The following is a 23992-nucleotide window of genomic DNA, read 5'->3' as shown; positions in this document are numbered from 1 at the left end:
TGTTCAACACCGACTTCGAGGGCATCCCCAACCGTTTCTACAACGCGGACCTGCGTGGAAAATACCTCAACCGGGTCGCAGACGATGACCTGGAGCTCTTTGCCGACGCCCTGGCCGATCCGGACAACCGCGCCGACGGATACTTCGATAACCGGGGGCTCTCCGGAAGGCTCTGCCACGCCGTCTCGTCACCGGAGGACAACAAGGTCGATGACCAGACAGCCGTCGAGATGATCGAAAACCTCGACCACGTCACCGAAGTGCATACGATCGAGAAGGACAGCCTGCTGGCCACCATGGGCAAGAACGCCTCCCGCGGGTGGCTGGCCAGAATGGAGACCGTCAACCGCCGACGGCGAACGCGAACAACGCTGGCTGGCCGTCTCCGACGCCTCCCACAACCAGCTGAAAACGTTCACACTGTGCACCGACAGCGGGCCCGTCCGAGCTCACCAGCGGGTCACTCAGAGCGACATCCGCTCCCTGGCCGGGGCCGGACGCCTCTCCCGTCGAACCGGGGAGAACCTGCTGGCGCGCACCGCACTGCACCCCCACAGCGCGGCCAGCACCAACGACTACCCCCAGGGGTACAGCCACGCCGCCTACCAGCAGCGCATCTACGACTTGAAGGACGCCGACACCTCAATGAATAGAGGAGCGTAGTCGCCGCACCGAACTCGCCGCAAAGCGGTATGCGGACAATAAGGTCGCCGCCGTCCAGGCGCTGCCCCCCTGGAGGACGTGCAGCTGGAGGGCCGCAACTTCCTCGCCCAGAAGAAATACATCCGTGAGCAGAACGCCACGATCGCCTCAGCCTTCGACGACAAGAAGAACCCGGACAAGGCACGACAGGACATGATGGCCTCCACCAGCCTGTCAACAGCCAACGGCGGACACTTTAGCAAAGTCGAGATCGACAACGATGTCGACCCGGACGAGTACGCCGACTTCGAAAACGCGATCCACGACGCCGAATCGAAGCTGCCGCCGATCCCGGCTGACCGCCGCCCCGACCTGCGGATCCGCAAGCTGGGCAAGCACAACGCCAACGGGGTCTACAACCCGGCCCGGAACACCGTCGCGGTCGACGTGCGAACCTCCGAGGCCTACATCCACGAGATGGGCCATTACTACGACCTCACCGCGAAGGGCAACGCCTCACTGTCGGAAGATTTCAAAGACATCAGTCGCAGCTACAGCTCTGCGGTGGAAGAATCCGACCCGAAGCGTCGGGGTATCTGAACACGCCGACCAAGCAGCTGGCCCGCGGGTTCGAGGTCTACGCCCACGAACGGCTCGGCATCAACAACCGGCTGGTCAACCCCACCAACGACACGGCGCGGGTCACAAAGGTCGACGAAGGTTTCGAGCTGTGCTGGCCGGGAGAGGACGAGTGTGTGGGCGTCTTCCAGAACTTCACCGGCGATGAGGGGCTGATCTACACTTTCAGCATCGATGACCGCCCCATTGATGAGGTGATCGTCATGGGCGACGAAACGGTGATTGAGGGGCCAGGGGGAAGTGAGATCGAGTTCGTCACTGCCTACGAGAACGCCGTGGGAACGCACTTAATCGTCAGTTACATCCTGCGCGGCGGCTCGACGCCGTTGATGACTCCATTTGGAAGCTACAGAAGTCCATCCGGGCGGCAATCGCAGTCAGAGGTTACTAACGGCGCGTGGGAGCTCTCGCCGGAATCGATGAGCCATTACACCGACTTCATCCCAGGTGGGGAGATCGGTGGCGAAATGCACTTGGAGATCATCGACGCTGAGGGTTACACCCAGTCCACGGTCACAGTGCCCACGGATCTCGACTAAAGCTCGCCCCCGGCGGGAGTCGGCACAGTCGTCACACGCCGGGCGTCCCCTAGCCGCCGGACTGGGGTGAGACGCCCGGTCTGACGGATAGGGGACGGTGCTGGGCAACCCGGACTTGACAACCAGCGATGGACGGGTTGATCCGCCTGCCCTACGGTGGCATGTGGAATACCTGCGGAGACGGGCGATCGGTGCGCCTTCCGGCCCCCAGATGTATAAAGAGTATAAACGGGATAAAATGGCGGGTGATCCTCTGAAGGGCCCTCTCACTCTGCGACTATCCGGTAGACTGGGAGGAATCCGGCAGAGAGTCGGATAGCGGATACCCCTGGCGGGGAACCCCATCTCGGAGGCAATCCAACTGCGTGCGGCCGACCGTGCCGTCCGCATTTAAGCTAAATTTCAGGGTATCGGGGTTGAGCCAGCCGAACAGGAGCTCTCCGCCGAGTAGTGGCGCAATCGGCCCGTGCTCGCTGATCTATTCACTCAGTGTCGACGTCCAGACTGATGATTGCCCGGACGTGGGATTTGGGATTGTAGTGTTTAAAGAACCTGGAGACCGCCTGCTACAGGGATGATCGCCCCGGAGACGTACCCCATCTTCATCACACCGTGCACCGCCTCAGCTACGTCCTCAGGGTCACCAAGTCGGCGGGCGGGGGCATTGTCTTCCACGTAGTCCCTCACAGACTGCCATTCGTGGGTCAGAGGGGTGTCGATGTAACCGGGAGCTACGGCGTTGACCCGGATTTCCGGCCCGAGGGCTTTGGCGAGCAAGTGGGTCAGATGGACAAGCCCGGCTTTGCTAACGGCATAGGGAATGGAGCTGCCGGTGGTTGTCAGGCCCGCGAGGGAAGCGTTGTTGATGATCTGCCCGCTTGAGCGGGCCAAGTGGGGCCGCGCCGCCTTGGCCACATTCCATGGCCCCTTCAGATTGACGGCCATAATTTTGTCCCAGAATTCGTCATCGACCGCGTCAAGGTCGGAGTGATCGATGCGCCAGGCAACGCCGGCGTTGTTTACTACCGCATCCAATTGGCCGAAGGAGGCAACGGCCGTCTTGACGAGGTGGGCGGCACCATCACTGGTACTCACGTCGGCGTCCACGTAGTCGGCGCCGGGCATCTTCGCGCAGAGGTCCGCTCCCTCCTTCTCGGTTCGGTACCCGTTGAGTGTCACGCGCCAGCCCTCTGCATAGAGACGGGAGGCGATAGCGAACCCGATGCCACTAGTTGATCCGGTGACGATCACGGCCTTGGTTGATTCGGTGTTCATGGATCCTCCCCGATATCCTGGAGTTGACGAGGACGGTGATTGTCAGCCGCGACACCCCGCGACTGTGACGACCTCGACATTGACTGTGACGATCCATAGGCACTGTTGCCAGAGAGCAGCCGGACATGTTCCGGGCCGAGCTCGGCCACGGTCGAAACGCCGACCAGGGCAAGGGCGAGCCTGATTTCGTCCCGGAGGAGCGCGATGGCCCGGTCCACACCCTGCTCTCCGCCGGCCATTAGGCCGTACAGGTAAGCGCGTCCGACAAGCGTGAAGTCGGCCCCGGCAGCCAGCGCTACCACGATGTCGTTTCCGGACATGATGCCTGAGTCCAGGATGATCTCCAGATCATTTCCCACGGCCGACCGTATGGCAGGCAACTCACGCAGTGGCACCGGAGAGCGATCGAGCTGGCGGCCTCCATGGTTGGAGACTACGATTCCGTCTGCCCCCGCATCCGACACACGCACAGCATCCTCTATGGTCAGGACACCCTTGACAAAAATTGTGCCGTTCCACACTTCGCGCAACCATCGGAGGTCGTCCAGGACCAACGCCGGATCGAACATGGTGGTGATCAGGCCCTCAAGTGCCCCGGAGTGGCCGTCCAGCGTGGCGAAGGCCAAGGGCTCCGTGGTCAGGAAGTTGAACCACCACTCGGGACGATAAGATGCGTCCACGACGGACTTCACGGTAAGGCGAGGGGGAATGGTCATCCCGTTCCGGCGGTCCCGCAACCGCGCTCCGGCGACGGGGGTGTCCACGGTGACCAGGAGTGTGTCGAACCCTGCGGCTTGGGCACGCTCGACCAGCGCCAGTGACTTGTCACGTTCCTTCCAGAGATATAGCTGGAACCACTTCCGTGCACCGGGGGCATGGTCCGCAACCTGCTCGATCGACGTCGTTCCCATGGTGGACAGCGCGAAAGGGATGCCGTTACGTTCTGCTGCACTCACGCCGGCCCGTTCTCCGGCTGCATGCATCATCCGGGTGAACCCCGTCGGAGCGATGCCGAAGGGGAGGCTGGAGGTGTCACCAGCTATCATCGTCGACAGGTCTACCGAGGACACATCGTGGAGAATGTGCGGCACCAACTCGGTCTCCAGGAAAGCCTGACGGTTCTTTGTGAGGGTGATCTCATCGTTAGCCCCTCCATCGGCATAGTCGAAGGCGACCGACGGTGTGCGCCGACGTGCGATCGTACGCAGATCCCAGAGATCGGCCGCTCGAGCCAGTCGCGCTCGTCGACGGTTAGGATCCGGAGGACCGAATTGCATCAGCGGACGGAACTCGGACCAGCGGGGAATCTGTCTCTTCATGGTGTCTACTTCCTCAAAATCGAAGATGTCCGAGCATTGCACAAGGGTGCGCACGCACTGCCTCTGGGCGTGCCGCGAAGCGTAGGGTTCCTCGTCCTCTGAGGAACGATTTCGTCGATCACCCCCGGCCCACGAACGGCATCCCTGCTGCTGTAATCACCATGTTGAAGACGTTGACGGCGGGTGGAAGATCTGCCATGAAGACCACTGCGCGGGCTGCCTCCCTCACGGGGAACGTCGGTTCGCGCAGACGCCGACCGTCTGGTTGAAGAGCACCCGGGCCAGAACTGAGTCGATCTGCCAACTCTGTTGCCGTGTTCCCGATATCGATCTGTCCACACGAAACACCGACCCGGCGGCCATCAAGTTCTATAGACTTGGTGAGGCCCGTGATCCCGTGCTTCGTCACTGTGTAGGCAGCTGACTGAGGCCGGGGTGAATGAGCGGCGATGGATCCATTGTTGATGATTCGCCCCCCTTGGGGTGACTGGGATGTCATGGCGTTCATGGCCGCTCTCGCGCATAAGGTGGCCGCCGTCAGGTTGACGGCAACCGTGTCCTCCCACTCTTCGAGATCAATCTCGGATACGCCTACTGATGGTCCCGCAATGCCAGCATTGTTGAACAGCACATCTACCCGCCCCCACCTCGCCAATGTACGGGAAAAGAGCTGGTCGACCTGTATGGCATCGGTGACGTCCGTGGGGTGTACCAGAGCATTCTGTCGGCCCCCCGCCACCTCCTCGAGGACGTCTGGACGGCGACCGGCCAGGGCCACTTTGTAGCCAGATTCCAACATCAGTTCGGTGACCGCTCGTCCGATGCCGGAACCGGCACCAGTTACGACAGCCACACGAAGACCACTATCGCCAGACATAACAACTCCTCCTTGGAAGGTCTGCAGGGAGGCCGAGAGAGACCCCAACCGTTAGAAAACCGGTGTCCTCACTCTGCCGGTGGACATGAACATGCGAACGTTCTCTAGGAAAAGGTCGGCCATGGCTTGACGCGTTTCTACGGTGGCGCTTCCTAGGTGTGGGGTGAGGACGACGTTGTCTAGCTCGAACAACGCTTCGGGTACGTGGGGTTCGTGACCGAATACGTCGAGAGCTGCCCCCGCGATGCGCCGCTCGACGAGCGCGTGGATGAGCGCATCCTCGTCCACGACGGAACCTCGGGCGATGTTGATTAAGAACCCGTCCGGACCGAGTGCATCGAGCACGTCTCGCGAAACCAGACTTTCGGTGGAAGGCCCGCCTGAGACGGCGACTATCAAGACATCAGACTCAGCGGCCAACACCGAGACAGACTCATGCCAGTAATAGGGAACATCCTCCACCCGACGACGACTGTGATATGAGACCGTGTTCCCGAATGCCTCCATACGCCGGGCGATGGCCCGGCCGATCCTACCCAGGCCGATGACCCCGACCCTCAGGCCAGAAACCCTCCTGCCTAGGGGGTGGGCCCCCTCAGGCCACTGCCCCCTGCGCACGTAGCGGTCCGCAGCGCTGATACCCCGCGTGACATCGATTGTCAGCCCCACCGCGAGGTCTGCCACGCAGTCAGTCAGGACATCCGGTGTGTTGCTCACGGCGATTCCTAGCTGACGCGCAGTGTCAACATCGGTCGTCTCGTAGCCGACGCCGAAGTTGACCACGGCCTCGAGATTCGGGAGTGATTTCATCAGTGCGCCACTGGCTCCCACGGGGCTTGTGGTCACTACCGCCACTACATCACCGGCATTTTGCGCTGCCCCGTAGCCGGTGCCGCCCTCGGGTAAGTGGTTCACGTAGAACTCCCGGTCCAGGATCTCTTCCACCGCTGGTGGCAGAGGAGCCACCTGGAGGAGAGTTGCAGAAGTAGGCGCGTGAGGTGTGTGCATGATCACACCGTACTGCTTTTTGTTGGAATATCACAGAGGTACCTTCCAGAGAATCTTTGGTATATGCTAGCTTGAGTAAACGTGACCTAGACCACAATGTGAGGATGTAATGTCCCAACGAGGTATCACTGGCGCAGGGGGAGCTCTCTTCGACGATCCAGGGCAGGACGGATTGATGCATCGTGCGTTTCTTCGCGGGGCGGGTCTGAGCGCTGACGAGGTCCGACAGCGTCCGGTCATTGGAGTCGCCAATAGTGCCTCGGAGCTTAATCCCTGCAACTTGGGGCTTCACAGCCTGGTCCAGGAGGTCAAGCGTGGTGTACGGGCTGCAGGCGGTCTGCCACTGGAATTCCCCACCATTTCGATCTCCGAGCCCTTTACCCGGCCCACCAGTCTTTACCTGCGGAATCTCATGTCCATGGACGTGGAGGAGATGATCAGCGTTTCCCCCATTGACGGTGTCGTCCTCCTGGGCGGGTGCGACAAGACCGTTCCGGCCCAGATCATGGGTGCGGTCAGCGCCAACAAACCGGCAGTCATGGTCACCACAGGCCCTCGCCCCCTGTCATGCCACGGGAGCAATACTAGCCTGACCGTTGACGACGCGTGGTCCTTCTGCGACCAACGCCGGATCGGGGAGGTGAATGATAACGAATGGTTGGAGTTCGAAGGCAACCTCAATGCCGACGTCGGTACCTGCAACGTCATGGGGACTGCAAGCAGCATGGCCTCCCTGGCCGAGGTGCTTGGCTTCGCATTGCCCGGAAGCGCACTTCCGGACTCAACCAGCTCTCGTCGCCGTGAGATCGCTTATCAGACGGGACTGGAAGCGGTCGCGGCGGTGAATCGTGGGCAGAATCCTCGACAGCTCGTCACCCTTGAGTCTCTGGAGAACGCGTTCCGGACCATCACGGCGTTAGGTGGATCGACGAACTCTGTCATCCATCTCGAAGCAATCGCTGGTCGAGCTGGGCTTCAAATCGGGTGGCAGAGACTGCAGGACTGGTCCCGTACCACCCCGTACTTGGCCAATGTCCGTCCTGGCGGAGAGCACACTTTGCCCGTGCTGGATGAGGCGGGCGGGGTACCCGCTGTGATGCGCCGAATCGATGACCTCCTCAACCTCGAGACTTCCACCGTACGGGGGGAGTCATGGAGTGAGGAACTGCGCCGTACCCCGAGTGTCCCCAGCCTGGCGATCACCGAGCGAGACACCCCTCGCGCCGAGCGTGGGCCACTGGTAATGCTCCAGGGGAACCTCGCGCCGAGTGGTGCGGTGCTCAAGACCGCTGGCACCTCTGATCCAGAGCTTTTCAGGCACCGCGGCCGAGTGGTGGTGTTCGATGGCCTCGATGATCTAAATGCCCGGATCGATGATCCCTTGCTGGACGTTGATACCGACAGCATCCTGGTCCTGCGGGGGCTGGGGGCAGTCGGTGCTCCGGGTATGCCGGAGGTGGGACATATCCCCATCCCGGCGAAACTCCGCCGCCAAGGTGTCGTGGATATGGTCCGCATCTCGGATGCACGCATGAGCGGCACCTCGACGGGAGTAGTAGTTCTGCATGTTTCTCCCGAGGCCGCAGTCGGCGGACCTCTGTCTCGCCTCCAAGATGGGGATGAGGTCCTCCTGGACGCAGAGAACGGTTTACTTGAGCACTGCGTCGACGGTACGGAGTTTGCTGCCCGAACGCCGTACCAGCCAGGCGACGTACCGCAACGAGGATTCGCCTTACTCCACGCTAACCACGTTCTTCAGCCCGAGTTCGGATGTGACTTCGATTTCCTCCGAGACCCCTCGGCCCCTGAAACAAGGCCCTCGCGGCAAGTAACTCTCGACCAAGGGAACAAGACATCATGACGAATCCTGACGGCGCTCCAGCCCTGTCCGCCAAGAACATTTGCAAGAGTTTCGGCGACAAGAAGATCCTCCGTGGAATCAGCGTGGATGTAGCCAAGGGCGAACACATAGCGATCATCGGGCCGAGCGGTTCGGGAAAGAGCACGTTCATACGCTGCCTCAACCTCTTGGAAATGCCGGACAACGGAACTCTGCGTCTGGACGGGCAGCAGGTCCTCGACGCGGAGCTCAAGACCCCGACAAGGTCGGTGCGGAGTCTGCGTAAGCGGGTAGGCATGGTCTTCCAATCCTTTAATCTTTTCTCCACGCACACGGCCCTCGAAAACGTCAGCTTGGCCCAGCGTCTCGCCCTGGGTCGAACGAGGGACGAGTCCTCCACGCGGTCCGAGGAACTGCTTAAACGAGTGGGACTGAAAGATCATATGGACAAGCGACCAGGGCAACTCTCTGGTGGCCAGCAACAACGTGTGGCCATAGCTCGCACCCTAGCTATGGATCCAGAGGTGATCCTCTTCGACGAGCCGACAAGTGCGATCGACCCTGAGATGCGTGTGGAGGTGTTGAAAGTGATGACAGAGCTTGCTGAGGGTGGCATGACGATGATGATGGTGACCCACGAGATCGAGTTCGCCAAGCAGGCCGCCGATCGAGTGATGTTCCTGGCAGACGGCGAAGTAATGGAGATGGGGCCGTCTGGCCAGATCCTCACGGACCCGGAGAACGAGCGTATCCGTCGATTCGTGAACGCACTCAGTGGTGTGATCTGATGCTGGATCCGGCATACATCCTCGAAGGGCTGTGGATCACAATTCAGATATGGTTCGGCGCACTGATCGTGTCTACAGTCCTCGCCATTCCCGTTGCGATGCTGCGACGGACGAAGAATCCCGGCGCACGTTTCCTGGGCGCGCTCTGGGCGTGGATCGCCAGAGGGATACCCCCCATCGCATGGCTGATCATCATCTTCTTCGGACTATCCCTGGGCATCATCTCCGCAGTCCCTGTCCTGGCTGCGATCGTCGGTCTCGGTATCGTCAACTCGGCCTACCTTGGCGACAGCATACGTGCAGGACTGGACTCGGTACCTGACGGTCAGCGGGAGGGTGCGGCATCCGTCGCACTCAACAGGTGGGACACCCTGTTCCGTGTGGTACTGCCGCAAGCGGTTCCGGTTATGCTGGCCTCCGCAGCCGCCTACTCCATCACCTTACTGAAGAACACCGCCATCGCCTCGATCATCGGCGCCAACGAGCTGGTCTTCTATGCCTACAACGCAGTCCAGGTCGGAGCCGACCCACTGCTGTCGTTCTTTACCATCGGTCTGGTATATCTAGCCTTCACCGTGCCAGTTGGCATAATCGCCCGATGGCTGGACACCCGAGTGCGTCGCGGAACAGTGAAGGTGGCCCACTGATGCAGTTCGTTCTGGACACGCTCGTCGAGTTGATCCCCGGTCTCTGGGTCAGCATCCAGATGGCCGCCGTGGCCATCGCTGTCGGGATCCCCCTGGGTTTTGGTGCCGGGCTGGCGCTGAACAGTCCCAGCAAGGCCCTCCGATGGATCACGATCACTTTGGTGGAGATCTTCCGAGGCTTTCCTGCCCTTCTCACGCTGTATCTAGTGTACTTCGGACTCACGAATATCGTGACCCTGGGCCGGTTCACAGCAGTCATGATCGCGTTCGGTGTGACCACGGCAGCGTATACCGCCGAGATCTTCCGGGCATCGATCGCGAGCGTCCCCAAGGGTCAGATCGAAGCGGCTCAATCAGTTGCCCTGTCGCGAGGCCAAATCACCTCGCGGATCATCCTTCCGCATGTGCTGAATATCGCCGTACCTCCGATCATCGGTATCGCAATCATCACGTTCCAGGGAACTGCACTCGCCTATGCCATCGGTGCAAGAGAGCTCTTAGGCACCGCTTACTCAATCGGAATGATTCAATTCCGCGTCCTGGAACCATTGCTGTTGGCAGCGCTGCTCTATCTGCTGGTTACATCCCTTATGGCTTGGCTGGAGATCTTGGCAGAACGCCGAGTTGCCCGGCTGACCGGTACGAACGGAAACCGGGTTCGTGCTCGTCGGCGGAATAGGGTCGGGCGACAACTGCGCCGAGACGACCGGGCCCTCGGCCTTGCCGAGGCGCGCATCACTCCCTGAACTTTCGTCCCCAATTAATTCGCACCACTCGAAGGAGAGAACAATGTTAAGAAATTCGAACCGCAAGCGTAAGTCGACAGTCGTGGCTGGGGTTTGCTCGGCCAGCGTCTTAATGGTTTTGACGGCCTGCAGCGGCGCCTCAGGCGAACCTGAAGCTGAAGGTGGAACGGCAGGCACAGTGGCCGAAGACTGCACGCCCCTGCATGAATTCTCCACCCTTGAAGAGGGCGTCCTCAACGTAGCGGCCATGAACGCAGCACCCAAGTTCCACGCCTTGTCTGACAGCGGGCCGTTCGAGGGTATCGATGCCACTTTGATTACCGACTTTGCTGAAGAAAACTGCCTTGAGGTGCTTTTCAAGCCAATGACCGGGGCAGCGGCTCAGCTGGACCTGAGTGAGGGGAAGTCGGACCTATTCGGCGGTCTACACATCAAGTCCGAGGAGCGAGGTGAGGTCTTCGGACAGTCCGAGGGCTACGTCATCTACGACGCCCTCGGCGTCACCTCAGCGGCCGAAGACTCATTCCAGACCATCGAGTCCTTGGACGGGGCGACCGTCGGAGCTTTGTCCGGATCCTTTTTCGTGGAGACCCTAAAAGAGGCCCTCGGTGCCGAAAACGTTGAAGAATACCAGAACGAGACCAACGCATTCGAGGACCTGCAGGCTGGTCGCATAGATGCGGTGGCAAACCAATCCATGATGAGCTTCAACCTCAGCAAGGATGAGGAGGGTTATGAGACGTTTGTCATCGAGGAGGATTCGAATTACCCGGAACTGACAGCCCTACTCGAGATCACATGGCCGCACACCAAGGATGTTCCGGAGTTCACGGCGGCTATCGATGACTACTTCACCCGAGCCAAGGAGGACGGCACAGTTGAGCGTGTTCTGGCCGACAATGGGGTAGAGCCCGAGATTGCCCAGTTCTACATCAACGGTCGCTGAGCCCCCTTAGCGGGTTGGAGAGTCTGCATCCGCGGAAGTTATCTCCAGATCGGGACGCGAAGTAGAGTGCTTCGCGTCCCGATCACAGTTCACAAGAAGAGAGGTTCCATGGGCCCGACCCTGACGACAGCAGTGCAGGAGACCGACCAGGACTCCGTCGCGCACCGAGTACTACAGACTCTGAGACAGGAGATCGTCTCCGCACGCCTTGAGCCCGGGCAGGTCATCCGAGAGACTGAGACGGCGGCCCGACTGGGCGTCTCCAAGACTCCGGTGCGTGAAGCTCTCCACGCTCTGCTCTGGGAGGACTTTGTCATGGTGTTTCCCCGGCGTGGCTACGTCGTGCGTCAAATTGGGATAAACGACATCCGTGAGGTCATGGACCTTCGCCTCTCCATTGAACCTCGCATCACGGCCGTGGCCGCGCGCGTTCGTTCCGACGAGCTCATTCAACAGTTGGAGGGGTTGCTCGAACGACAACTCGACGAGTCACGGTCACTGCCTGAGCGGCTCACAGCGGCCAGCGACTTCCACCGTGCCATCGCCTCCATGGCTGGAAACAAGCGGGCAGAGCGGTTGCTTCGAACTTACTTCGACGAGACGACCCGCACCCATTACTTATTCCCCCGGGCGACCGACCATGTGGTCTCGGATGCTGAGCTGCAATCTCACCGCCGGATCCTTGATGCGCTCACGGCCAGGGATGAGGCCGAGGCTCGGTCCGCGATGGAAGAACACCTCGAGGAATCAAATCAGGCTCTTCTCCGGTCCTTCTAAGTGCCGACGGTATCACCGATCTCCACCTGTCCTGGCTGAACCTGAATCCCCGAGACAGGTCATAAGGCGGGGACGGCCCCAACCCGAATAACCCGGGTTGGGGCGAAAGGAGGTAATCATGGATCGTCTGACCCAGATTGCCACCATCAGCTTATACCGGAGAGGACACCACGAAAGGGGGGTGATGCAATGGGGAGTGACAGTTGATCTGGCCCGCTGACTGTGGGCCTGGAAGGATAGTCACTATGCCTAAGCCGTATCCGAAAGAGTTTCGCGAGGACGTCGTCGGTGTGGCCCAGAACCGCGATGAGCACACCACGCTGGGCCAGGTCGCTAAGGACTTCGGTCTGCACGAAGACACCCTGCGCAAGTGGCTGCGTCAAGCAGATCTCGATGCTGGTAATCCCACCGGCCGTGCACCTGGTCCCACCACCGATGAGAAGTCCGAGCTGCGTGAACTGCGTCGCCGTAACCGCACCCTGGAGCAAGAGCTGGAGGTGATGCGTCGGGCTGCTGCCTACTTCGGCCAGGCCCAGATCCCGTCAAAATGAAGTACCCGCTCGTCAGCGATCTGGCCGCCGAGGGCATCCCTGTGGCGGTGACGTGCCGGGTCTTGGAGATCGCACGCCAGCCCTACTACCGGTGGCTGGTCCACCCCATCACCGAGGCCGAACTTGAGGAGGCCTACCGCCTCAACGCGCTGATCGATGCCCACCGTGATGACCCGGTATTCGGGTACCGATACCTCAGCGATGAGGCCGCCGACGCCGGATTCCCGATGGCGAGTAGGACTGCCTGGCGGCTGTGCAGCTCCCAGGGGTTGTCCTCATCGATCTCGACACCGAAGAAGGGCAAAGCCACCCGCCCGGGTCCGCCTGTCCATGACGATCTGGTGCAGCGCCAGTTCAGCATCGTCACCGAGGTCAATACCGTGTGGTTCACCGATATCACCGAGCATCACACCAGCCAGGGCAAGCTCTACTGCTGTGCCATCAAGGACGCCTGCTCCCGCCGGATCGTCGGTTATGCCATCGATGCCCGGATGAAGGCCACCTTGGCGGTGCGGGCCCTGGATAACGCTGTGGCCAACCGCAGCCGCGATGGCGCTGAGGTGGTCGGATGCGTGGTACATAGTGATCGCGGTAGTCAGTTCCGGTCGAAGAAGTTCCTCCGCGCCCTTCAGCACCACCGTCTGGTCGGTTCCATGGGCCGGGTCGGGGCCGCTGGGGACAATGCGGCCATGGAGAGCTTCTTCTCGCTGCTGCAGAACAACGTCCTCGACACTGGCCCCTGGGCCACCCGCCAACAGCTGCGACAGGCAATTGTGACCTGGATCGAACGTACTTACCACCGAAGGAGGAAACAGAAAGAACTCGGCAGGCTGACCCCGATCGTGTTCGAGGAGACCCTACTGAGCCAGGCCGTAGAACTGGCGGCCTGAACCACCGAACCCCACCTGTCACCTCAATTTGCATCAGCCCCGAGGCGCGTCTCCACGCTGCAGTGCCCTGGAGATCACCCGGGCCGCCTCGACCGCCCAACGATCCTCGTCAGCATCCGGCAGTTCGCCAAAACCGTCTTCGAAGTCCAGCCGCAGATCTTCAATCGGTTCGGTGCTCAACTTGTGCTCCACTGCAGCCGCCAAAGCTTCGGCCTCTTCTGCGACGTCGGCCGCGGTCTGGCTGGGACCCGGGCCAAAAGACTCGTGTCGCTGATCGCGAATCACCGCTTCGGCAAGCTGGCGCATCCCACCGTGTTCCTCCACTGCGGCCACAGCGGACTGCGACCACTGTGCGAGCGAGTCGTCGCTCCAGGAGTGTGCTGGCACATATACCGTATGGACCGCTTGGCGAACATCTCGCTCACCGGGATAGGACGTACGCAGCAGCCGATCGGTGGCTTCCAGCGTCCGCTCGACTCCGCTCATCACCTCAGAGCCGATCACCGGCTCGTGGCTGCCTGGGGTTGACATGGGCACCTTTCTGGCATCGGATTCTTCATGACATTGGACTCGGAATTTCTTCCGTCCCAATTCGCACGGCCTCAGCGTGCGGCAGCTGAGACGGCTTCCGCCACGTTGGGGGCGACGTCGGCGTCGAAGGTGGAAGGAATGATGTAACCGGGGTTCAGCTCCTCAGCAGAGATGCACTGGGCGATGGCATCGGCGGCGGCGACCAGCATTTCATCGGTGATCTCAGAGGCCTTCGCGTCGAGCAGTCCGCGGAAGAACCCGGGGAACGCCAGCACATTGTTGATCTGATTGGGGTAGTCGCTGCGTCCAGTCGCCACGATCGCGGCATGCTCGCCGGCAGCCAGGGGGTCCACTTCAGGGTTGGGGTTGGACATGGCGAAGACGATGGCGTCATCGTTCATGGTGGCGATGTCGTCGCCGTCGAGCAGGTCCGGCGCGGAGACGCCGATGAAGACATCAGACCCGCCCACGGCCGCTTTCAACGATCCCGTGACGCCGTGGGGGTTGGTGTTCTGCGCCAACCATGCCCGGTGCGGGTCCTTGTGGTCGACCTCCTTGTCGAGGACCCCGTCTCGGCCGCACACCACGATGTCCTCGACGCCTGCGGCCATGAGCAGCTTGGCGATGGCGTGACCGGCCGCACCAGCACCTGAGAGCACCACGCGAACGGCCTTCAGGTCTTTCTTGACCACTTTGAGCGCATTCTCCAACGCGGCCAGGGTCACGATCGCGGTGCCATGCTGATCGTCATGGAACACCGGGATGTCCAGCTCATCCCGCAGGCGGGCCTCGATCTCAAAGCACCGGGGCGCAGAGATGTCCTCTAGGTTGATTCCTCCGTAGGCCGGGGCCAGGGCCTTACAGATGGCAATGATCTCTTCGGTATCCTGAGTGTCCAGCGCCACCGGCCACGCGTCGACGTCGGCGAACTGCTTAAACAGGACGGCCTTACCCTCCATGACCGGCATGGAGGCTTCTGGGCCGATATTGCCCAGGCCCAGCACTGCGGACCCGTCAGTCACCACAGCAACGGTATTGCGTTTGATGGTCAGCCGCCGGGCCTCCTCAGGGTTCTCCGCTATGGCCTGACAGACGCGGGCCACCCCGGGGGTGTAGGCGCGCGAGAGGTCGTCGCGGTTGCGCAGCGGCACCTTGGGTGTCGACTCCAGCTTGCCGCCCAGGTGAAGCAGGAAGGTGCGGTCGGAGCTCCTGTGCACGCTTACGCCGTTGAGGGCTTCCAATGCTTCAGAGACCTGCTGGGCGTGGTCAGCATCCCGAGTGTCACAGGAGATGTCGACGATCAGGGCGTCCTGGGTGGATTCGACGACGTCCAAGGCCGTCAGTGCGGCCCCGGTGGTGGCCACCGCCGCGACCAGATCAGACGATGCGGTGAAGCTCGTGGGCGCCGCTACCCTAAGAGTGATTGAGTGGCCTGGACTGGGGTTGGCCATGAGGTTCCTTCCGATCCGCTAGTATTCCAAATAATGGATAACAGTATCTGCATGCCGAAAACCATGGCAAGCCGTGACGCTCAGTTTGGGCGGCTTGTCCAGGTGGCGCCCTGTGTGCTGGCAGCAGCCAACTAGACTTCGACTCGCGGGCGGCACCAAACAAGGAGGACGACGCTATGACCCAAGGTACTCCGGAAATCCCTCCGAAAGAGGTGACTGCAGCCACCCCCAAGCGTCCCACTGGGGGGGTGCAGTCGGTGGAGCGGGCTTTTGATCTGCTCTCAGTCATTGTTGCCTCGGGTGGTCAGACGACGCTGAGCCAGCTCGCCGCCGCCATTGAGCTTCCCACGCCGACGGTCCATCGTCTGCTCAAGACGCTGATGGGTCTGGGTGTGGTCCGCCAGCTGCCAGATCGTGGTTATGCCCTGGGTCCAGGTCTGATCCGACTCGGCGAGCTCGCCAGCGAACAGTTGGGCGCGATCGCTCGTCCCTACCTGCGTCAGCTGGTGGACCAGCTTGGCGAAAGCGCCAACGTTGTCACCCTCGACGGCGACATGGTGGTCTACGTCGATCAGGTCCCCTCGCCGCACCAGATGCGCATGTTCACCGAAGTCGGCCGCAGGGCCCATACCCATGACACCGGTGCCGGCAAGGCCATGCTCGCCCAAATGAAGCCCGAGCAGATGCGCAAGATTGTCAGTACCGCGGGGATGCCGGCCCACACGGAGTACAGCATCACCAACATCGAGGAACTGGAGCAGGAGCTGAAGCTGATCCAATCTCGTGGGTACGCCATCGATGAGCAGGAGCAGGAACTCGGTGTGCGGTGCTTCGCCGTAGCTGTCCCGGAGACACCGACGCCTTTGGCGATATCCGTATCGGGTCCCACCAGTCGCGTGGGGGAGCAGTTCGCCGCACGCGCTGTTCCGCTGCTCCAGCGTGCCGCGAGGGATATTTCCGCCGAGCTGGCGCACTTCTGATCATTTTTCTCTCGGTGCGGCGATAGGGTAGAACAATGCCGTCTGCTGCCCAGAACTCTGCCGCCCGGAACTCTGCTGCTCACACCATCGAGAACCTGCTTCCGTCCGCTGAAGAGCGCCTGGAGCAGATGATCGCTGATATTCAGCGGCTGGTGGAGGTCGAGACCCCCTCGGAGGACCGGGCCGCCGTCGCCGCCGGTGCCGCTGAGACCGCCGCGCTCGCCGCGGACCGGCTGGGCACCATGCCCGAACGGGTTGTCGTCGAGGGTGCCACCCACCTGCGGCTGCGCTTCGGCCCCGATAAGCCCAAGGTGGTGCTGGTCAACCACCAGGACACCGTCTGGCCCATCGGCACCTTGGCGCGTAAGCCGTTCAGCCGTGATGGTGAGGCGCTGCGCGGCCCCGGCGTCTTCGACATGCTCACCGGGGTGGTGATGTCGCTGCACGCCGCGGCGATCCTCCAGGCGGCCGGTCATGACCTGACCGGGCTGGGGATCCTGATCACCGGTGATGAGGAGCTGGGTTCGCAGACCTCCCGCGAGCTGCTGCTGGAGGAGACGGCCGAGGCGAACGCGGCCTTCGTGATGGAGGGGGCTTTGGACACGTCGCTGAAGATCGCACGCAAGGGCACCTCCATGTATACCGTGGCCGCTCATGGAGTCGCTGCTCACGCTGGCCTGGAGCCGGAGAAGGGTGTCAACGCCGGCATCGCGCTGGGGCTGCTGCTGCCGCAGATCGAGGCTCTGGGCGACTCGAAGCTCGGCACCACGGTGACCCCCACAGTGCTGGCCGGCGGCGTCACCGACAATACGGTGCCCGACTACGCCACCGTGGAGGTCGATGCCCGGGCAACGACGGTCGCCGAACAGGATCGGGTGGACCGCGAGATCCGCGAACTCACCTCACCCCGGCAAGGTGCTCGGGTCGAGGTGGTCGGCGGGATCAATCGACCCCCGATGGAGCGTAGTGCCGCCGAGGGGCTCTTCGCACAGGCCCAGCAGGTTGCAGCCGAGTTGGGCATTGGTGAGATCACCGGTGCTGAAGTGGGTGGTGCCTCTGACGGCAACTTCACCGCCGCAGCTGGGGTCCCCACCCTGGATGGCCTCGGCGCGACCGGGGGAGGGGCGCACGCTGAGCACGAACACGCTTTGGTGAAGAATATCGCCCCACGCACGGCGCTGCTGGCCGGACTGATCGCCGGCAACTTGGACTGATCAATCACGGGGTTCAGCTACTTCTGGGTTCTCCGCTGGCGTCACCATGGTGAGATCACGGTCGACGTCGACCTGTGTCGCTGACGATCCAGGGGGTCGGGCGGTAGAGTCAGCTCCCAACGACGAGAAGGACGAGCAGTGAAGGACTAGCTGCCAAAGACAAGCTGTAAAGAACAGGGAGCAGATATGCCCACCGCCTCAGCTTTCGTGCTGGAGAAGGCTCATGAGCCGCTGCGTGCCGATCAGATCACGGTTGATCCCCCGCAGGCCGATGAGGTGCTGATCGACGTGGCCGCCTGCGGGGTCTGCCACACCGACCTGCACGTGATCAAAGACGAAGTCGCCTTCCCCAAACCCGCGGTGCTCGGCCATGAGGTCTCCGGGGTGGTGCGCGAGGTCGGGGCGGCAGTCACCCACGTGCAGGCCGGGGACCGGGTGGCGTGCAGCTTCATCATGCCCTGCGGGGCCTGCCGCCACTGTGCCGAGGGCCTGGAGGATCTCTGCGAGAACTTCTTCAACCACAACCGGGTGCGCGGCCAGCTCTACGACGGCGGCACCCGGCTGAGCCGCGGTGGTGAAGACCTCGCGATGTACTCCATGGCCGGCCACGCCACCTGCTGTGTCGTCCCATCCCGGGCGGTCTTCGCGCTTCCCGATTCTGTGCCGCTGGCTGATGCCGCGGTGCTGGGCTGCAGCCTGTTCACCGGACACGGTGCGGTGCACTCGGTGGCTCAGGTACAGCCCGGTGAGAACGTGGCCGTCATCGCCGCAGGCGGTGTGGGGCTGAGCATCATCCACCTGGCACGGGCCGCCGGTGCACAGCGGGTGATCGCCGTGGACATCGACGACGAAAAACTGGACTTGGCCTATGGACTGGGTGCCACCGACGTCATCAACTCCGCTGCCGAGGAGCCGGCGGTGGCAGTCCGGCAGCTGCTGGGACGCGGCGTCGACGTCGCCTTTGAAGCCCTGGGCTCGGTGGCCACGGTCAAGCTCGCCGTCGACATGCTTGACGACGGCGGCCGAGCGGTGCTCTGCGGGATTGCGCCAGCCGGTCAGACCCTGGATGTGGACATCACCAAGCTGGTGCGGCGAAAACTGAAGATCCTGGGATCCTTCGGCGCATCAGCTGCAACCGCTATGCCGGAGGTCATTCAGCTGGCCGCCGAGGGCAAGATCGACCTGGACACGCTGATCACCCACCGGTTCGCCTTCGACCAGACGGCGGAGGCCTACCAGCTGCTCAACGAGCGCAAGATCCTCGGCCGCGGCCTGATCGAAACCAACCCAGCCCTGGTCTGAAGAACTATTCGGTCGGGACGGTGTTCTGCTGCGGCGCCGCCGCATAGACTGGCCGGTACTCGCTGAAGCATCAACCGTCTCGAAGGAGAACATGTCATGCCCGGTCCGATCATCGTCGGCGTCGACGGCAGTCCCACCGCGCGCAGGGCCGCAGAGAAGGCCCGCGACCTTGCGCTGAAACTTCAGGCGCCGCTGCACGTGGTCTCGGCTCATACCGAGAACGAGATCTCCCATATTAAGAGCGGTTCGGACGAGTGGATCGTCACCAGTGCCGATAATGCCCACCGCATTGCTGACGGGGAGGCCCGCAAGCTGCGAACACCGGATGCGGAGATCGTTGCCGCCGCAGCCCACGGCAAACCGTCGGAGGCGCTGATCAGTTACGCGGAGAGGACCGGTGCACAGATGATCGTGGTCGGAAACCGGCGCATGCGCGGGATGGCCCGCATGTTGGGAAGTGTGGCCAACTCGGTGTCCCATAACGCCACTTGCGATGTCTACATCGCCAACACTTCCGGCAGCTGAACACCGGCTCCAGCGGGGCCGCGCTTAAGCGCTGCCTCTGAGACCGACACTGACACTGACTGCGCCGGGGCTTAGACTCAGGCCGGCGTCGTCGTGCGTTCGTCGGCGCGGGCCTGGTGCTCCAGCGTCACCGTCCAGACTTCGCCGGGCTCCATGAGTTTGTGCTTGCCCTCGACGTTGACGTCGATCGGCTCAGCTGAGCCCTCGGAGAGGTTGAGGCTGACGTGGTCGTGGTTGATGTGTACCAGGATGGGCTGGTTGCGGTAGCGCATGCGGAAGGTGAGCTCCGGCAGCTCATCAGGCAGCAGCGGGTGCAGCCACAGCGCATCGGCGCGGGTCTCGATGCCCCCGTAGCAGCGGATCGCCATATCCACGGTGCCGGCCATCGCGCCCAGATGGATCCCCTCCCGCGTGGTGCCGCCCTGGGTATCTGCCAGATCAGCCTCCAGGGCCTCCTTGAACAGATTCCACGATCCGGCCCGGTCGAACCGGGAGGCGACCCATCCGTGCACCACCCGCGACAGGGTCGAACCGTGGGAGGAGCGAGCCAGGTAGTACTTCACGGTCTGCAGGTAGTCATCCATGGACATCTCGTACCCCATGTGGGAGAGGGTGCTGAGCAGCTCATCGGAGCTGAACAGGTAGCACAGCATGAGCACATCGGCCTGTTTGGAGAGCTTGTACCGGTTGGTGGCATCGCCCTCGGCCTGCAGGATCAGGTCCAGTCGCCCGATGTTGCCGTAGGTGCGCTGATAGCCCTCCCAATCGAACTCCAGTAAGTCCTCATAGCCCTCAAATTGGCTGATGACGCCGTCCTCGTGGAAGGGGACCCGCAGCCGGGCAGCGATGTGCTCCCAGCGGTCCAGCTCGTCCTCGAAAATGTCCAGCCACTCGGAGAGCGGGTCGTCGCGCGAGTCCAGTTCCCGGACCAGGCCGGCGGTGTGGCGCAGCATCCAGGAGGCGAGCACGTTGGTGTAGGCGTTGTTCTTCACCCCCGAGCCGGGCGTCTCGGGGTAGCCGTCGTGGTACTCGTCCGGTCCCATCACCCCGTCGATGTCGAAACGGTCGGCGTCGGCGTCGTAGGCGGTCATGGAGACGAAGAACCGGCTGATCTCCACCAGCATCTCGCCGCCGTAGTCGGAGAGGAACGTGTAGTCCTGGGTCGCCTCAAAGTACTGCAGCACCGAGTAGGCGATGGCCAAAGAGACGTGACGCTGACGGTTGGAGTTGTCGTCCATCCACTGCTGGCTGCGCGGGTTCCACAGCTCCGTGGGGGTCTCCTCCCGCCCGTCGGAGCCGGACTGCCAGGGAAACATGGCGCCGTTATACCCTTCGGCCCGGGCCATCGCCCGGGCCTCTCCCAGGCGCCGGAAGCGGTACATGAGGATCCCGCGGCTCAGCTCCGGGCGGCGCAGGGTGAGCATGGGGTACATGAACATCTCGTCCCAGAAGAGGTGACCGCGGTAGCCCTCCCCGGAGAGGCCGCGCGCCGGCAGCGAAGCGTCCAGGTCGCGGCGGGCGCCGAAGGCGGTCTGCAGCACGTGGAAGGTGTGCAGGTTCAGCGCCAGCTGCTGGCGGGCGTGCCCCGGGCCCATGGAGACGGCGAACCGGTGCCACAGCGCGCCCCACATCTCTTCGTTGTAGCTGAGGATCTCCCGGAAGTTCGAAGCGCGCTGCACCCTTTTGACCGCGCTGTTGCGCACTGTGGAAATGGCATGGTCATGGGTGTTCGACACCGCCGCCAGCTTCTCGATCCGCACCGGCTGGCCCTGCTGCAGATGCAGCGAGATGTCATGGCCGGCCACCAGGTCCGACTCCATCACCGGACGGCGCATCGGGGGCTCTTTAGTGTCCACCGAGGTGCGGGTGGCCAGCGCGATCCTGACCTGGGACTGGTTGGTCTGGGTCTCCAGCAGCACCGTCTCGCCGTCGACTTCGAGGGAGTCCACCGGCTCCAGGTGGTTGCCCGCCAGCTCGCGGTCGGCGGCCACATTGCGGTTGGCGACGCGCCCGTCGATCATGGAGCGCACATTGATGTTGCCCGACCAGTTCTCCGCCTCGACCTTGAGCTCCATGGCCGCCAGGTGTACCCCGGCTAAGGATTGAAACTGCCGGGTGGTGACTTTGGTGCGCCGCCCGTGCAGGTCCTGGAAGCGGGCGGTGCGGCTCACCAGACCGCGGCGCATGTCCAGATCCTGGTGGTATTCCACCAGCTCCGGGGACCCGGGCAGCAGCGGGTTGCCGGCCTCCGGGGTGATCTGCACAAAGGTCCAGTCGGGGATGTTGACCATATGTTCGGTCTCCACAGACTTGCCCATGAGGTCAGTGGTCAGGCGGTTGAATACCCCGGCGATGTAATTGCCCTGATAGTGGGTCGCATCAGCCACCGTGCCCGGATAGGAGGCGCGGGTGCCCCAGTAGCCGTTGGCCATGTGAAACAGCACCTCACGGGTGGACTCCTCTTCCGGCTCGAAGGAGTCATAGGCGAGCACCCACAGCGGATCAAAGGGACGCGTGGTGCGGGTCTGCAGCTTCGCCGCAGCGAGGTCGCTGACCACCACATCGGCGCCGCTGCGCTTGAGCCGAGGCGCATCCTCACCATGGTCGACGCCAACCACCATGCCGAAGTTCCCGGAGCGAGCCGCCTGCACCCCGGAGACCGCGTCCTCCACCACGATCGAATCCTGCGGCTCCACACCCAGCTGATCTGCGGCGTAGAGGAACATGTCCGGCTTCGGCTTGCCGCCCAGCCCCAGCTGCTGTGCGTCAGTGCCGTCGACGATCACGTCGAATGCGTCGATCAGCCCGGCCCGGCGCAGCACCTCGCGCCCGTTGCGCGAAGAGGTCACCAGCGCAGTGGGGATCCCTTCGGCGCTGAACTGGCTGATCAGCTGAGCCGCCGTGTCAAAGACGACGACGCCGTCACGGTCGAGCACCGCTTCGAAGAACCCCTGCTTGCGAGCGGCCAGCCCGTGAATGGTCAGCTCATCCGGACCGTCGTCGTGCGTTCCTTCCGGCACCTGCAGCGAGCGTGCGGCCAACAGCGAACGCACGCCCTCTTCCCGCGGGCGGCCGTCCACATAGCTGAGGTAGTCGCTGTCGGTGAACTCCGGCTGCGCCGAGCCGGCGATCTGCTCCAGGACGGCGTCGAAGAGTTCCTTCCACGCCTGGGCGTGGACTCGTGCGGTATCGGTGACCACCCCGTCCATGTCGAACAGGGTGGCCCGGAAGTGGCGCAGCGCGTGCCGCTTCGCCTCGGCGCCGTGGCGGAAGGGATTCTCGAAGGGGTGCATACTTACCTCACGCTCATCGGGGCCGGGCCGGTCACGTCGTCACGCATTTCGGGCATCGTTTCAGCGTGCTCACACACGGCCACCATCTTAGGCCGGTAAATGATCAGCCCCTAAAACTGCCGCCCGTGCGCGCCTGCTCGCGTACCCGCCCGTGCATCCACCCACGCCCCGCCCGCTTTATCACCTTCTTATCGGTTCATCACCGTCGTAGACGAGGGTGATGAACCGACAGCACGGTGATAATGCGGAAGGACTGGTGCTACCGTCGTAAGGGTGGCGCGCAGATCCAGTATTGAGCTGACCTTCCGAGAGGTCACCACCGTGTCCCGGGAGACCCCGGTGCCGGCCGGCGTCGTGGTCGATTGGATCGATAAGACCGCCTACGCCTGTGCGGCGTCGTGGACGCGTGTTTCCTGTGTGACCAGTTATGTGGGAAATATGCACTTCACCGTGCCGGTGCCGCGCGACACCCCGGTGACCGTCCAGGCCCGGGTGGTGCACACCGGGCGCACCAGTGTGCACGTGCAGACCCGGGTGCTCATCCCCAGCGACGACGGGGGCTGGCAGACCTGCACCGAGTGCTTCATGATCTACGTGGCGCTGGGCAAGGACGGTGAACCCACCGAAGTGCCGGGTTTCGAGCCGGACACCGAACTGCAGCGCCGTCGTGATGTGGATGCCGTCCGCCGCATGGTCTTCCGCCGCCGAGTCGAGGAGGAGATCCAGTCTCTGCCGACCGGATTCGCCACTATGGAGGCGCTGACCATGCGGTTCCCCGCTGAGACGGAGGAGCGCTACCCCGACGGCAAGATCCGCGGTGGTGCGGTGATGAAGTGGATCGACCTGGCCGCCGAAATCTGTGCAGAGCGCTACTGCGGCTTCGACGTCGCCAGCGTGCTGACCGGGGGCGTGCGCTTCTACCGCCCGGTGACCATCGGTGACCTGGTGGAGGTCGATGCTCGGCTGGTGCTCACCGGTTCGAAGTCCATGCACGTACTGGTACGGGTCCGCTCCGGCAACCGGTGGGAGCGCAATCCCGAAGTGGTCGCCTACGGCATGCCGGTGATGGTCGCCCCCGACGGCAGCGGCGCGGCGCGACGAATCACCCGCTGGGAGCCGATCAGCGACGAGGACCACATGGTCGCCGAGAAGGCCCGCCGCATCCGAGACCTGCGCAATGCCACCCTGCTGACACCCAGCCCGCATACAGGC

Annotated in this window: 21 protein-coding genes; 14 read left to right on the top strand and 7 right to left on the bottom strand. The window is 62.7% G+C overall.

Features of this window, described 5'->3' with window-relative positions:
• Positions 1–741 precede the first annotated feature (741 nt).
• Together FHX47_RS09940 and FHX47_RS09935 are read left to right on the top strand one after the other, a co-directional pair.
• A complete protein-coding gene (locus FHX47_RS09940; protein ID WP_183358780.1) occupies positions 742–1242 on the top strand; it encodes a hypothetical protein in 501 nt (166 codons plus the stop codon).
• 155 nt (positions 1243–1397) lie between these two features.
• Entirely contained in the window at positions 1398–1820 is a 423-nt protein-coding gene (locus FHX47_RS09935) for a hypothetical protein (RefSeq protein WP_183358779.1), read from the top strand.
• Positions 1821–2363: 543 nt separating this feature from the next.
• On the opposite strand, the gene FHX47_RS09930 is transcribed toward FHX47_RS09935, so the two are convergent.
• From FHX47_RS09930 to FHX47_RS09915, 4 genes are all read right to left on the bottom strand, one after another.
• Entirely contained in the window at positions 2364–3095 is a 732-nt protein-coding gene (locus FHX47_RS09930) for an SDR family NAD(P)-dependent oxidoreductase (RefSeq protein WP_183358778.1), read from the bottom strand.
• The gene (locus tag FHX47_RS09925) at positions 3092–4414 is read right to left on the bottom strand and encodes an alpha-hydroxy acid oxidase (RefSeq protein WP_183358782.1); all 1323 of its coding nucleotides are present in this window, start codon (positions 4412–4414) and stop codon (positions 3092–3094) included. The genes FHX47_RS09930 and FHX47_RS09925 overlap by 4 nt, the downstream gene beginning before the upstream one ends.
• A gap of 118 nt (positions 4415–4532) precedes the next feature.
• Positions 4533–5291 (bottom strand): SDR family oxidoreductase, encoded by a 759-nt coding sequence (locus tag FHX47_RS09920; protein WP_183358777.1) that lies wholly within the window; start codon positions 5289–5291, stop codon positions 4533–4535.
• A 51-nt stretch (positions 5292–5342) separates the two neighbouring features.
• On the bottom strand, positions 5343–6236 hold the full coding sequence (locus FHX47_RS09915; RefSeq protein ID WP_343064365.1) for a 2-hydroxyacid dehydrogenase: 894 nt from the start codon (positions 6234–6236) through the stop codon (positions 5343–5345).
• 172 nt (positions 6237–6408) lie between these two features.
• Here FHX47_RS09915 and FHX47_RS09910 point away from each other — a divergent pair, with 172 nt between their 5' ends.
• From FHX47_RS09910 to FHX47_RS09880, 7 genes are all read left to right on the top strand, one after another.
• Positions 6409–8160, top strand: a complete 1752-nt coding sequence (locus FHX47_RS09910; protein WP_183358776.1) for a dihydroxy-acid dehydratase — start codon at positions 6409–6411, stop codon at positions 8158–8160.
• On the top strand, positions 8157–8927 hold the full coding sequence (locus tag FHX47_RS09905) for an amino acid ABC transporter ATP-binding protein (RefSeq protein WP_183358775.1): 771 nt from the start codon (positions 8157–8159) through the stop codon (positions 8925–8927). Before FHX47_RS09910 ends, FHX47_RS09905 begins: the two co-directional genes overlap by 4 nt.
• A complete protein-coding gene (locus tag FHX47_RS09900) occupies positions 8927–9574 on the top strand; it encodes an amino acid ABC transporter permease (RefSeq protein WP_183358774.1) in 648 nt (215 codons plus the stop codon). Before FHX47_RS09905 ends, FHX47_RS09900 begins: the two co-directional genes overlap by 1 nt.
• Positions 9574–10320 (top strand): amino acid ABC transporter permease, encoded by a 747-nt coding sequence (locus FHX47_RS09895; protein ID WP_183358773.1) that lies wholly within the window; start codon positions 9574–9576, stop codon positions 10318–10320. Before FHX47_RS09900 ends, FHX47_RS09895 begins: the two co-directional genes overlap by 1 nt.
• A gap of 112 nt (positions 10321–10432) precedes the next feature.
• Positions 10433–11266, top strand: a complete 834-nt coding sequence (locus FHX47_RS09890; protein ID WP_221206353.1) for a substrate-binding periplasmic protein — start codon at positions 10433–10435, stop codon at positions 11264–11266.
• A 108-nt stretch (positions 11267–11374) separates the two neighbouring features.
• Complete coding sequence (locus tag FHX47_RS09885; RefSeq protein WP_221206351.1) at positions 11375–12043, top strand: GntR family transcriptional regulator; 669 nt, start codon at positions 11375–11377, stop codon at positions 12041–12043.
• A 245-nt stretch (positions 12044–12288) separates the two neighbouring features.
• Positions 12289–13484, top strand: a protein-coding gene (locus FHX47_RS09880) for an IS3 family transposase (RefSeq protein WP_246328167.1) whose coding sequence is annotated in 2 segments (ribosomal slippage) — positions 12289–12585 and positions 12588–13484 — 1194 coding nt in all. Because the reading frame shifts where the segments join, the coding sequence is not laid out codon by codon here.
• A 33-nt stretch (positions 13485–13517) separates the two neighbouring features.
• On the opposite strand, the gene FHX47_RS09875 is transcribed toward FHX47_RS09880, so the two are convergent.
• Positions 13518–14015 (bottom strand): DUF6986 family protein, encoded by a 498-nt coding sequence (locus FHX47_RS09875; protein ID WP_183358770.1) that lies wholly within the window; start codon positions 14013–14015, stop codon positions 13518–13520.
• A 71-nt stretch (positions 14016–14086) separates the two neighbouring features.
• A complete protein-coding gene (locus tag FHX47_RS09870; protein ID WP_183358769.1) occupies positions 14087–15466 on the bottom strand; it encodes an NAD-dependent malic enzyme in 1380 nt (459 codons plus the stop codon).
• A 176-nt stretch (positions 15467–15642) separates the two neighbouring features.
• Here FHX47_RS09870 and FHX47_RS09865 point away from each other — a divergent pair, with 176 nt between their 5' ends.
• The 4 genes from FHX47_RS09865 to FHX47_RS09850 all read left to right on the top strand — a co-directional run bounded on the left by FHX47_RS09865 (position 15643) and on the right by FHX47_RS09850 (position 19487).
• A complete protein-coding gene (locus tag FHX47_RS09865; RefSeq protein WP_183358768.1) occupies positions 15643–16446 on the top strand; it encodes an IclR family transcriptional regulator in 804 nt (267 codons plus the stop codon).
• Between the two features lie 35 nt (positions 16447–16481).
• Positions 16482–17660: a M20/M25/M40 family metallo-hydrolase gene (locus FHX47_RS09860; protein WP_183358767.1), complete on the top strand. Its 1179-nt coding sequence runs from the start codon at positions 16482–16484 to the stop codon at positions 17658–17660.
• 186 nt (positions 17661–17846) lie between these two features.
• A complete protein-coding gene (locus FHX47_RS09855; protein ID WP_183358766.1) occupies positions 17847–18962 on the top strand; it encodes a zinc-binding dehydrogenase in 1116 nt (371 codons plus the stop codon).
• Between the two features lie 96 nt (positions 18963–19058).
• Positions 19059–19487, top strand: coding sequence for a universal stress protein (locus tag FHX47_RS09850; protein ID WP_183358765.1), 429 nt, complete (start codon positions 19059–19061; stop codon positions 19485–19487).
• Between the two features lie 77 nt (positions 19488–19564).
• Here the strand turns inward: FHX47_RS09850 and FHX47_RS09845 are convergent, their stop codons facing one another.
• Positions 19565–22780, bottom strand: coding sequence for a beta-phosphoglucomutase family hydrolase (locus tag FHX47_RS09845; RefSeq protein ID WP_183358764.1), 3216 nt, complete (start codon positions 22778–22780; stop codon positions 19565–19567).
• A 273-nt stretch (positions 22781–23053) separates the two neighbouring features.
• On the opposite strand from FHX47_RS09845, the gene FHX47_RS09840 reads away from it, so the two are divergent.
• On the top strand, positions 23054–23992 hold a 939-nt coding region (locus FHX47_RS09840; protein WP_183358763.1), incomplete at its 3' end, for a hotdog domain-containing protein.

Source organism: Garicola koreensis, from assembly GCF_014195445.1.
Classification (GTDB): Bacteria; Actinomycetota; Actinomycetes; order Actinomycetales; family Micrococcaceae; genus Nesterenkonia; species Nesterenkonia koreensis.
Note: the sequence above shows the minus strand (reverse complement) of the source record. Positions and strands in the feature narration are given on the sequence as shown.